Below are 11,378 nucleotides of genomic sequence, written 5' to 3' on the forward strand. Positions count from 1 at the left end.
GATGGATCAGATCAGTTGAGGGTCAGCGTGCCGTCGATCAGGCGCGGGGCGCCGTCGCCGAAGGCATCGTCACGCAGTTCAGCGGGAAGCAGGCCCTGCGCGAAGTTCTGGTAGCTGACCGGACGCAAGTAGCGGTCGATCGCCATGCTGCCGACCGACGTGGTGCGCGGGTCGGAAGTCGAGGGGAACGGGCCGCCGTGAACCATCGCGTGGCACACTTCGACGCCGGTGGGCCAGCCATTGACGAGGATGCGGCCGACCTTGCGCTCCAGCACCGGCAGGACGCGGGCGGCGGCGCCCTCGTCAGCGCCGTCCATGTGCAGGGTGGCGGTCAGCTGGCCTTCAAGGCCTTCCAGCACGGTCAGCAACTCGGCTTCGTCCTTGCAGCGCACGACGATCGAGGACGCGCCGAACACTTCGTCGCCCGCCGCCTTGTCCGCAAGGAACTGCGCGCCCGAGGTCTGGAACAGGATCGCGCCGCCAGTGGTGACGCTGCCTTCTTCGCCCTTGGCCAGCGTTTCGACGCCGGGAAGAGCTTCGAGCGCAGCGACGCCCTTGGCGTAGGCGGCGGCGATGCCGGTGGTCAGCATCGTCTGCGGCTTGGCTTCCGACACGCCGGCGGTGGCGGCAGCAACGAAGGCGTCCAGCCCCTCACCCTCGACGGCGAGGATCAGGCCGGGGTTGGTGCAGAACTGGCCCGCGCCCATCGTCAGTGAGCCGACGAAGGCCGCGCCGAGCGCTTCGCCGCGCGCCTTGAGCGCCTCGGGGAGCAGCAGGACGGGGTTGATGCTCGACATTTCGGCATAGACCGGGATCGGCACTTCGCGCGCCTGCGCCAGCTTGGCGAGAGCAAGACCGCCGCCACGCGAACCGGTGAAGCCGACCGCCATGATCGCCGGGTGCTGCACGAGCGCCGCGCCCAGTTCGTTCGAGGGACCGACGAGGTGCTGGAACACGCCCTCGGGCAGACCCGCATCCTTCACCGCCTTGGTGATGGCGCCGGCGATCAGCGAACCGGTGACCGGGTGCGCCGGGTGGCCCTTGACGACGACCGGACAGCCCGCCGCCAGCGCCGAAGCGGTGTCACCACCGGCGGTCGAGAACGCGAGCGGGAAGTTCGAGGCACCGAAGACCGCGACCGGGCCGACCGGGATCATGCGCAGGCGCAAGTCCGGGCGCGGCAGCGGCGCGCGGTCGGGCAGCGCGGGATCGATACGAAGCTGCTGCCACTGGCCTTTGCGCACGACGTCGGCGAACAGGCGCAGCTGACCGCAGGTACGACCACGCTCGCCCTCGCCGCGACCGCGCGGCAGGCCGCTCTCGGCGATGTAGGCTTCGATCAGCGGCTCACCGATCGCCATGATCTCGTCAGCGATTCGCTCGAGGAACGCAGCGCGCGTCTCGCGATCGGTGGCGCGGTAGGTATCGAACGCAGCAGCCGCAGCGGCGCAGGCAGCGGCCACATCGGCGGTGGTGCTGATGGCGAGCGGCTCACCCTGAGGCTCACCCGTAGCGGCGACGATGGAACGAAATTCAGTCATTGGGCACTCCCTATTTACTCCGACATATTTCCTGTGCGAGCGAAACGCAATGTTTGTCGTTCCTTCTCGTGCAAAGCGCTGTTAGTTTCGCTCCCGGAGGAGCCCATACCTGTGCCAGATGCCGATTTGACGACCGCCGACGAAAACATCAAACAGGGCGAGGAAGCCCGAGGCCCCGGCCGCAGACTGCACGGAGCCATTGCACACAAGCTCGGCACCGCCATCTTGTCAGGCAAATATGCTCCCGGAGACATTCTGTCGGGCGAAGTCGCCTTCGCCGAGGAACTGCAGGTCTCCCGCAGCGCCTATCGCGAGGCGATCCAGGTGCTCACCGCCAAGGGCCTCGTCGCGAGCCGCCCCAAGGCCGGCACCCGCGTCCTCCCGCGTGATCGCTGGAACCTGCTCGACCCCGAAGTGCTCGGCTGGGCCTTCGCGGGCGAGCCCGACATCGAATTCGTCCGGAGCCTGTTCGAACTGCGCGCCATCGTCGAACCCGCCGCCGCCCGCCTCGCCGCCCAGCGCCGCGACAAGGCGGACCTCAAGGCGATGAAGGACGCCCTCGCCGCCATGCGCCGCCACACCCTCACCACCGAGGCCGGACGCGCCGCTGACCGCGATTTTCACAAGGCGATCCTCCAGGCGACACGCAACGACGCGCTCCTCACGCTCAGCGCCTCAATCGGCGCGGCGGTGAACTGGACCACGCAGTTCAAGCAACGCGCTCGCGCCCTGCCGCGCAATCCGATCCCGGATCACGTCAAGGTCTACGACGCGATCGCCGCAGGGGATGCGGCTGCCGCTGCGGAGGCGATGAACGTGCTGGTGGATCTGGCTCTGGAAGATACGCGTAGCTCGATGGAAGATTGAACAGGGGAAAAGCAGGGGTTTACCACCCCTGCACCCCGTAATCGTCGAGGGCACGCGCGCCGCCTCCTCAGGCACAACGGCGAGCCGGGAGACTGAATAGCCTGCGGCGCAATAGAGCACCGAGACTGCTGCGCGCATCACGCCGCCAAGTCCACGGGGTGCAGGGGTGGTAAACCCCTGCCCTTCTCTTCCCTTCTAAACAAAAAAGCCCCGACGATCTCTCGCCGGGGCTCATTTCCTATCTGCCGCGCGCTTATTCGAAAGTCGCTTCCGGCGGCGGCACCGCGTTGGTGACCTTGCTGCCCCACAGCGCGTAGAACAGCACGTAGAGTTCGCAAGCCGCCGTCAGCAGGAACGAGGTCTGCAGCCCGTAGTTGTCGGCCAGCCAGCCCTGCACCACGACCAGAGCGCCGCCTGCGATCGCCATGACGAGCAGGCCGGAGCCTTCCTCGGTCAGCGGGCCGAGGCCCTTGATGCCGAGGGTGAAGATGGTCGGGAACATGATCGAGTGGAACAGGCCGACGAGGATCAGCGACCACATCGCCACTTCGCCGTGCGCGAATACCGTGACCATCATCACCGCGAAGGCGCCGATCGAGAAGAACGCCAGCACCTTGCCTGCGTCGAAGCGCTGCATGACGAGCGACCCGGCGAAGCGGCCGACCATCATGCCGCCCCACAGGAACGACAGGTACTTGCCGGCCTGCTCGTGCGTCAGGTTGGCGATGTCGGGCTGGCTGACGAAGTTCACGAAGAGGTTGGCGACACCGATTTCCGCAATCAGGTAGATGAAGATCGCGGGCACGCCGAAAACCAGATTGCGGTGGTTCCAGAGCGAGAGGTGCTTGCGCTCCTCCTTGGCGGCGCGCGAACCGGCCGAGCCCATCGCGGGCAGCGGGAACTTGGCGATGATGACCGCGAGGATCACCAATACCACCGCGACGAGCGCGTAAGGCAGGATCACCGAGTGGGCGTCGGCCATGCGCTCGGCTTCGGTCAGGACGGTTCCGGCAGCAGCCGTGCCGCCCTTGGAACGGCCGAGGATCAGGTAAGCCCCGAAGAGCGGCGCCAGCATCGTGCCCGCCGAGTTCAGCGCCTGCACCAGATTGAGGCGCGAGGACGCGGTCTCCGGTTTGCCGACGACAGCGACGTAGGGGTTAGCGGCCACCTGCAGCAGAGTGATGCCGCTCGCGATGACGAACAGCATGACGAGCGTGACGCCGTAGGACGGGATGCTGGCTGCCAGCATCATGCCGCATGCGCCTGCAGCCATGATGAGCAGGCCCGCGACGAGCGACTTCTGATAGCCGATCCGCTCGATCAGCTTGGCTGACGGGATCGAGGCCACGAAGTAGGCGATGAACCATACCGATTCGATCAGTGTCGTCTGGGTGTAGCTCAGCTCGAATACGCTGCGCAGGTGCGGCAGCAGCGTATTGTTGATGACGGTGATGAAGCCCCACATGAAGAACAGGCTGGCGAGCAGCGTAAGCGCGGGACCGTAGCGCACGCCTGCGGGCTGGGCGCGCAGCACCGAGGCGTCGGTGGATGAGACCACTGGGGGCATGACATTCCTCTCGATAGCGACGCCGGACGACCACTTGTACCGTGAACCGGCTTGCGCTCTTTCTATTTGTCGGACTATATGCGCGAAGCGGCGTCGTCAATGGGGCGCGTCTTCGTACAAGAATCGAAATCTCACCGAAATGCGGGAGCTAAGGGAATGAGGAATCCGGTCAAGGCCATCACGACGGCAGCGTCCGTTCTGGCACTGGCATTTAGCGCCAATGCCGCGCTGGCCACCGAAGCTACGCAGGCGAGCGCGGGCAAGCTGTCGAACGGCAGCGAGGTCACCGCGGTGACTCTGACGGCAGGCAACGGCGTTTCCGCCACTATCCTGACCTTCGGCGCGACGCTGTGGAAGCTGAACGCGCCGGACCGCGACGGCAAGACCGCCGACGTCCTCGTCGCCTACGACAAGCTCTCCGACTTCGATACGCGCCCGAACTTCTGGGGCGCCACCATCGGCCGCTACGGCAACCGCATCGCCGACGGCAAGTTCACGCTCGACGGCAAGACCTACCAGCTTCCCGGCAACGACCACGGCCAGTCGCTCCACGGCGGTGGCAAGGGCTTCGATGTGCAGAACTGGAAGCTCGAATCGGTGAAGGCGGGCAAGGTGGCGACGGCAGTGTTCTCGCTGGTCAGCCCTGACGGCGACTCCGGCTACCCCGGCACGGTGAAGGCGAAGGTCACGTATTCGCTCGACGAATCCGGCAACCTGCAGATCGTCTTCGACGCGACGACCGACAAGCCGACCGTGCTCAACATGACCAACCACGCCATCTTCAACATGGCGGGCGAAGGGTCGGAGCGCGATGCGATGACCAACGTGCTCACCCTCCCGGCGAGCAAGTACACTCCCGTCAACGACAAGCTGATCCCGACCGGCGAACTGCGCGCCGTCGAGGGCACGCCGTTCGACTTCCGCAAGGGCAAGCCGGTCGCCGTGGGCCTGCGCGACGGCAACGACCAGCAGATCGTCTACGGCCGCGGCTTCGATCACAACTTCGCGCTCGACAAGGGCCAGACCAAGACACCCGAACTCGCCGCCCGCCTAGAAGACCCCGTCTCGGGCCGCGTGCTGGAACTGCTGACGACCGAGCCCGGCGTCCAGTTCTACTCCGGCAATTTCCTCGACGGCACCTTCATCGGCAAGCAGGGCCATCTCTACCGCATGGGCGACGGCATCGCGCTGGAACCGCAGAAGTTCCCCGACAGCCCCAACCACGCCAACTTCCCGAGCACCCGCGTCGATCCCGGCAAGCCGTACCGGCACGTCATGATCTACCGCGTCACCACTTCTCCGCGCTGAACCGGACCAAAGAAAACAACCATGACCGAAACCCCTGCTCCCAAGCTGCGCTCGCGCGCCTGGTTCGACAATCCCGACAACATCGACATGACCTCGCTCTACCTGGAGCGATACCTGAACTTCGGCCTCAGCCTTGAGGAACTGCGTTCGGGCAAGCCGATCATCGGCATCGCCCAGTCGGGCAGCGACCTGTCGCCCTGCAACCGCCATCATCTCGTGCTGGCCGAGCGCATCCGCGAAGGCATCCGCGAGATGGGTGGTATCGCGCTGGAATTCCCGGTCCACCCGATCCAGGAAACCGGCAAGCGGCCCACCGCCGGGCTCGACCGCAACCTGTCCTACCTCGGCCTCGTCGAAGCGCTTTACGGCTACCCGCTCGACGGCGTGGTGCTGACGACCGGCTGCGACAAGACGACCCCGGCGATGCTCATGGCCGCTGCGACCGTCAACATCCCCGCCATCGCGCTGTCGGTCGGCCCGATGCTCAACGGCTGGCACAAGGGCGAGCGCACCGGATCGGGCACGATCGTCTGGAAGGGCCGCCAGATGATGGCGGCGGGCGAACTCGACGCGGACGGCTTCATCAAGCTCGTCGCGTCCTCGGCGCCCTCGACCGGCTACTGCAACACCATGGGCACGGCGACGACGATGAACTCGCTCGCCGAGGCGCTGGGCATGATGCTGCCCGGCTCGGCGGCGATCCCCGCGCCTTACCGCGACCGCCAGGAATGCGCCTACCACACCGGCAAGCGCATCGTGGACATGGTGCGCGAGGACCTCAAGCCGTCCGACATCCTGACGCTCGACGCCTTCCACAACGCGATCGTCGTCAATGCTGCGATCGGCGGTTCGACCAACGCGCCGATCCACCTTGCCGCCCTGGCCCGCCACGTCGGCGTGGACCTGCCGCTCAAGGACTGGGAGCGCCTCGGCCACAAGATCCCGCTGCTGGTGAACCTGCAGCCCGCCGGTGAGTATCTGGGCGAGGACTACTACCACGCGGGCGGCGTCCCCGCCGTCGTCGCGCAGTTGATCGGCCAGGGACTGATCCAGGAGAGCGCCCTCACCGTCAACGGCAAGACCATCGGCGACAACTGCCGTGACGCCACGATCGAGGACGACAAGGTCATCAAGACCTTCAACGATCCGCTGGTCGAGGAAGCGGGCTTCCTGGTCCTGTCGGGCAACCTGTTCGACGCGGCGATCATGAAGACCAGCGTGATCTCCAAGGAGTTCCGCGACCGCTACCTCTCGAACCCCTCCGACCCGGACGCCTTCGAAGGCCCGGCCGTGGTGTTCGACGGTCCCGAGGACTACCACCACCGCATCGACGATCCGTCGGTGGGCATCACCCCCGAGACGCTGATGTTCATGCGCGGCGCGGGGCCGATCGGCTACCCCGGCGCGGCCGAAGTCGTGAACATGCGCCCGCCCGCCTACCTCATCACCGAGGGCGTCAGCGCCCTGCCCTGCATCGGTGACGGCCGCCAGTCGGGCACTTCGGGCAGCCCCTCGATCCTCAACGCCTCTCCGGAAGCGGCGGCGATGGGCGGTCTGGCGCTGCTGAAGACCGGCGACCGGGTGCGCATGGACCTCAAGGCGGGCAAGGTGGACGTGCTGATCTCCGACGAGGAGATGGCGACGCGCCGTGCCGAGCTGGAAGCTGCGGGCGGTTACCAGTACCCCGCCTCGCAGACGCCCTGGCAGGAAATCCAGCGCGCCCTGGTGGGCCAGATGGATACCGGCGCGATCCTCGAGGGCGCGGAGAAGTACCAGCGCATCGCCCAGACCATGGGCCTGCCGCGCGACAACCACTGAGGCCGCGAAGGCCCACCCCCAACCCCTCCCGCAAAGCGGAAGGGGAGACATGAAGATACCCCTCCCGCTTGCGGGAGGGGCAGTGAGACTTGGCAGCTTGCTGCCTAGTCGCAGCGGGGTGGGCCTCCATCACCCCCGACCGGGAGAGACGGCGAATGACCCTCTGGCGCAAGATCGAGCGCGACGTGCACGACACCCTCGGCGAAGGCGCGCTATGGTGCGAGCGGGACCGCGCGTTCTACTGGGTAGACATCCTCGCCCCCGCCCTCAACCGGCTGACGCTGGCCACCGGCGCCATTGAACGCTGGGACATGCCCGCGCCGCTCGGCTGGGTGGCTCCGCGCGCCTCGGGCGGTTTCCTCGGCGGTTTCCGCGACGGCGTCGCCGCGATCACGCTCGATCCGCTGACCATCGGCGAGCGCTCTGATCCCGAACCGCACCTGCCCGGCAACCGCATGAATGACGGCAAGGCCGACCGCCACGGCGCCATCTGGTGCGGCACCATGGACATGGCCGAGGAGGAAGTCTCCGGCTCGTTCTACCGCCTCTCGCCGCAGGGCGAATGGCAGGTCGTCGACACCGGCTACACCGTGACCAACGGTCCGGCGTTCTCGCCGTGCGGGAACTGGCTCTACCACACCGATTCCGGCCGCCGTACCATCTACCGCTTCGCCCTCGACAAAACCGGCGCCCGTGATCGGCAGGAATTCATCCGCTTCTCCGAGGACGACGGCTATCCCGACGGCATGACCACCGATGCGGAAGGGTTCCTCTGGGTCGCCCACTGGGACGGCGGCCGCATCAGCCGCTTCGCCCCGGACGGCACCCGCGACCGCTCGATCGAGCTGCCCGCCAGGCGCATCACCAACATCGCTTTCGCCGGGGAGAATCTCGAGCGCATGTTCGTGACTTCTGCGGCGACGGGCCTGCCGGAATCGGAATTCGACGGCGCGCTCTACGAGGTCGATGCGGGCGTTACGGGTCTTCCCTCCGGCATCTATCAGGGCTGATCCCCAAGGCTGCTCTTTGTCGCAAGGATTTGCGCAACCGTTACACATTGCTACCAAAATCCCTGCTTACAAGCTGCCTTCCAGCGGCCATACGAAGCAGCATGTTCACCACTCGTCGCATCGTGATCGGCGGCGTCGTACTCGGCGCGTGCGTTCTCCTTCTCGTCTGGAAGCTGTTTCTCGCCGCTCCGGCGGAGCCCGACGTCGCGACCGTCAAGGTCGCGCGCGGGGCGCTCGAACGCACCGTCGAGGCGACGGGCACGCTGGAGCCGAAGGAACTCGTCAGCGTCGGCGCGCAGGTGTCCGGCCGCCTCGACGAACTGAACTTCGAGATCGGCGACGTCGTCCACAAGGGCGACCTCATCGGCCTGATCGACCCGCGCACCCAGACCAACAGCCTGGAGACCGCCCGCGCCGACCTTGCCAACATGCAGGCGCAGGCCGCATCGGCAAAGGCCACGCTGGCGCGCACGCAGCTGGCCTTCAACCGCCAGAAGATGCTCGGCGCCGGCGAGGCGACATCACAGCAGGACTTCGAGACGGCACGGCAGGAACTGCAGTCCGCCCAGGCCAGCTACGATGCCTTGCAGGCGCAGATCCGTGCAGCGAGCGTCAGCGTCAACACGGCCGAAGTGCAGCTGGGCTACACCAAGATCACCGCGCCGATGGACGGCGTCGTCGTCGCCGTCGTCACCAAGCAGGGCCAGACCGTCAACGCCAACCAGTCGGCGCCGACGATCGTGATCCTCGCCAAGCTGGACGTGATGACGATCAAGGCCGAGGTCTCCGAAGCCGACGTCATCAACGTGAAGCCGGACCTGCCCGTCTACTTCACCATCCTCGGCGATCCCGACAAGCGCTACGAAGCCAAGCTGCGCATGATCGAACCGGCGCCGGAATCGATCGTCGATGAAGTCAGCTCCAGTTCCAGCAGTTCCTCGTCGAGCAGTTCGTCCTCCAGCACCGCGATCTACTACAACGCACTGTTCGAGGTGCCCAACGAGGACAACCGCCTGCGCGCGCTGATGACCGCCAAGGTCACCATCGTCCTCGACCGCCGCGCCAATGCGCTGACGATCCCCGCTACCGCGCTCGGCGCGAAGGACAAGAACGGCGCCTATGCCGTCCGCGTGAAGATAGAAGACGGGACAATCGAGAGCCGCAAGGTCAGGATCGGCCTCAACAACAACGTCAACGTCGAGGTCCTGTCAGGCCTCAAGGAAGGCGAGAACGTCGTCATCGGCGAGGCCAAGGCCGACAGCGGGACGAGCGGTCGCCGCCGCATGGGGCCGCCGGGCTTCTGAGGCGGGTGATGGAACCCGCCCCGCTCCTCTCGCTCTCGCACGTCCGGCGCGAGTATCCTTCGGGTGACGGCGTCTTCGCGGCGCTCAAGGACATCGACCTGACCATCGAGGCCGGCGAGATGGTCGCCATCGTCGGCCAGTCCGGTTCGGGCAAGTCCACCCTGATGAACATCCTGGGCTGCCTCGACCGGGCGACCTCGGGATCGTACCGGGTCAACGGCCGCGACACCGCCAAACTGGAGCCCGACGAACTGGCCGCGCTGCGCCGCGAGCACTTCGGCTTCATCTTCCAGCGCTATCACCTGCTGACCGACCTCTCGGCGCTCGGCAACGTCGAGGTTCCGGCGATCTACGCGGGCAAGCCGCGCGGCGAACGTGCGTCGCGCGCAGCACAGATCCTGTCCCGTCTCGGCCTCGGCGAGCGGACCGGGCACCGGCCGGGCCAGCTTTCGGGCGGCCAGCAGCAGCGCGTCTCGATCGCGCGCGCGCTGATGAACGGAGGCGAGGTGATCTTCGCCGACGAACCCACCGGCGCGCTCGATTCCGCTAGCGGCGTCGAAGTCATGGCGATCCTCGGCGAACTTCACGCCGAAGGCCACACGGTCATCATCGTCACGCACGACATGCACGTCGCGGAGCACGCCGAGCGCATCATCGAGATCCGCGATGGCGCAATCATCGACGATCGCCGCACCTCCGAACCCAAGACCGCGCCCGCCCTCGCCCCACCGCCGACCGGCGCCAGCGGCTTCGGCCAGCTTGCCGACCGCTTCCGCGAGGCGTTCCGCATGGCCGTGCTCGCCATGTCGGCGCACAAGCTGCGCACCTTCCTGACGATGCTGGGCATCATCATCGGCATCGCCTCGGTGGTCTCGGTGGTGGCGTTGGGCAACGGGTCGCAGGCCAAGATCCTTTCCGACATATCCGGGCTCGGGACCAGCACGCTCACCGTCTACCCCGGCAAGAGCTTCGGCGACATGCGATCGGGCAAGATCCAGACGCTCAAGGATAGCGACGCGGAGGCGCTCGGCCAGCTCTCCTACATCGACAGCGTGACGCCGAGCGTCTCCACCAGCGTGACCGCACGCTACCGCAACGTCGCAGCCACCGCGCAAGTCAGCGGCGTCGGCGCCGACTACTTCCGCGTGCGCGGCTTGACGCTCAATTCCGGCAGTCTGTTCGATACGCAGGCGGTGCGCGAACTGGCGCAGGACGCGGTGATCGACGAGAACACGCAGAAGACCCTGTTCCCCGATGGCGAGGACCCGCTCGGCAAAGTCGTGCTGCTCGGCAAGGTGCCCGTGCGCATCGTCGGTATCGTCGGCACCCAGCAGCAGGGCTTCGGCGGCAGCGACAGCCTGACCGCCTATGTCCCCTACACCACCGCGATGAGCCGGATGCTGGGCCAGAGCTACGTCTCCAGCATCACCGTGCGCATCAGCGACAATGTCTCGACCTCGGCGGCGCAAGATGCCGTGACGCAGTTGCTGACCCAGCGGCACGGCACCGTCGATTTCTTCATCAGCAACTCCGACGACATCCGCGCCACGATCACCAGCGCCACGCAGACGATGACCCTCCTCGTCGCCGCGATCGCGGTGATCTCGCTGGTCGTCGGCGGCATCGGGGTGATGAACATCATGCTGGTCTCGGTCACCGAACGCACCGCCGAAATCGGCGTGCGCATGGCGGTGGGCGCGCGCCAGTCCGACATCCTCCAGCAGTTCCTGATCGAGGCGATCCTCGTCTGCCTGATCGGCGGCGTCATCGGCGTCGGCCTGTCGCTGGCGCTGGGCGTGGTGTTTTCCTACTTCGCCTCCGACTTCGCGATGGCCTATTCGACTACCTCGATCGTCGCCGCCTTCGCCTGTTCCACCCTCATCGGCGTCGTGTTCGGCTTCCTGCCCGCGCGCCGTGCGGCCCGGCTCGATCCGGTCGACGCCCTTTCGAGAGACTGACGACG

Annotated in this window: 8 protein-coding genes; 6 read left to right on the forward strand and 2 right to left on the reverse strand. The window is 66.6% G+C overall.

What is annotated here, in order from left to right:
- Positions 1-11 precede the first annotated feature (11 nt).
- The gene (locus QRN25_RS05485; protein WP_285017866.1) at positions 12-1,541 is read right to left on the reverse strand and encodes an aldehyde dehydrogenase (NADP(+)); all 1,530 of its coding nucleotides are present in this window, start codon (positions 1,539-1,541) and stop codon (positions 12-14) included.
- Positions 1,542-1,652: 111 nt separating this feature from the next.
- Here QRN25_RS05485 and QRN25_RS05490 point away from each other — a divergent pair, with 111 nt between their 5' ends.
- The gene (locus QRN25_RS05490) at positions 1,653-2,408 is read left to right on the forward strand and encodes a FadR/GntR family transcriptional regulator (RefSeq protein WP_285017867.1); all 756 of its coding nucleotides are present in this window, start codon (positions 1,653-1,655) and stop codon (positions 2,406-2,408) included.
- 253 nt (positions 2,409-2,661) lie between these two features.
- Here the strand turns inward: QRN25_RS05490 and QRN25_RS05495 are convergent, their stop codons facing one another.
- The gene (locus QRN25_RS05495; protein WP_285017868.1) at positions 2,662-3,975 is read right to left on the reverse strand and encodes a sugar MFS transporter; all 1,314 of its coding nucleotides are present in this window, start codon (positions 3,973-3,975) and stop codon (positions 2,662-2,664) included.
- Between the two features lie 156 nt (positions 3,976-4,131).
- Between QRN25_RS05495 and QRN25_RS05500 the strand changes: the two genes are divergently transcribed.
- From QRN25_RS05500 to QRN25_RS05520, 5 genes are all read left to right on the forward strand, one after another.
- Entirely contained in the window at positions 4,132-5,283 is a 1,152-nt protein-coding gene (locus QRN25_RS05500; protein ID WP_285017869.1) for an aldose epimerase family protein, read from the forward strand.
- Between the two features lie 21 nt (positions 5,284-5,304).
- Entirely contained in the window at positions 5,305-7,101 is a 1,797-nt protein-coding gene (locus QRN25_RS05505; RefSeq protein WP_285017870.1) for an IlvD/Edd family dehydratase, read from the forward strand.
- Between the two features lie 155 nt (positions 7,102-7,256).
- Positions 7,257-8,111 (forward strand): SMP-30/gluconolactonase/LRE family protein, encoded by an 855-nt coding sequence (locus tag QRN25_RS05510; protein WP_285017872.1) that lies wholly within the window; start codon positions 7,257-7,259, stop codon positions 8,109-8,111.
- Between the two features lie 101 nt (positions 8,112-8,212).
- Positions 8,213-9,415, forward strand: coding sequence for an efflux RND transporter periplasmic adaptor subunit (locus tag QRN25_RS05515; protein WP_285017874.1), 1,203 nt, complete (start codon positions 8,213-8,215; stop codon positions 9,413-9,415).
- An 8-nt stretch (positions 9,416-9,423) separates the two neighbouring features.
- Positions 9,424-11,373: a MacB family efflux pump subunit gene (locus QRN25_RS05520; RefSeq protein WP_008829566.1), complete on the forward strand. Its 1,950-nt coding sequence runs from the start codon at positions 9,424-9,426 to the stop codon at positions 11,371-11,373.
- The last annotated feature ends 5 nt before the right edge of the window (positions 11,374-11,378 follow it).

Source organism: Novosphingobium sp. fls2-241-R2A-195 (assembly GCF_030209485.1).
In the GTDB taxonomy this organism is placed as follows: Bacteria; Pseudomonadota; Alphaproteobacteria; order Sphingomonadales; family Sphingomonadaceae; genus Novosphingobium; species Novosphingobium resinovorum.

Excerpts from the sequence above, each read along its gene's own strand:
- QRN25_RS05485 (WP_285017866.1), bottom strand. The coding sequence starts at position 1,541 with ATGACTGAATTTCGTTCCATCGTCGCCGCTACGGGTGAGCCTCAGGGT.
- QRN25_RS05495 (WP_285017868.1), bottom strand. The coding sequence starts at position 3,975 with ATGCCCCCAGTGGTCTCATCCACCGACGCCTCGGTGCTGCGCGCCCAG.
- QRN25_RS05515 (WP_285017874.1), top strand. The coding sequence starts at position 8,213 with ATGTTCACCACTCGTCGCATCGTGATCGGCGGCGTCGTACTCGGCGCG.
- QRN25_RS05520 (WP_008829566.1), top strand. The coding sequence starts at position 9,424 with ATGGAACCCGCCCCGCTCCTCTCGCTCTCGCACGTCCGGCGCGAGTAT.
- QRN25_RS05500 (WP_285017869.1), top strand. The coding sequence starts at position 4,132 with ATGAGGAATCCGGTCAAGGCCATCACGACGGCAGCGTCCGTTCTGGCA.
- QRN25_RS05505 (WP_285017870.1), top strand. The coding sequence starts at position 5,305 with ATGACCGAAACCCCTGCTCCCAAGCTGCGCTCGCGCGCCTGGTTCGAC.
- QRN25_RS05510 (WP_285017872.1), top strand. The coding sequence starts at position 7,257 with ATGACCCTCTGGCGCAAGATCGAGCGCGACGTGCACGACACCCTCGGC.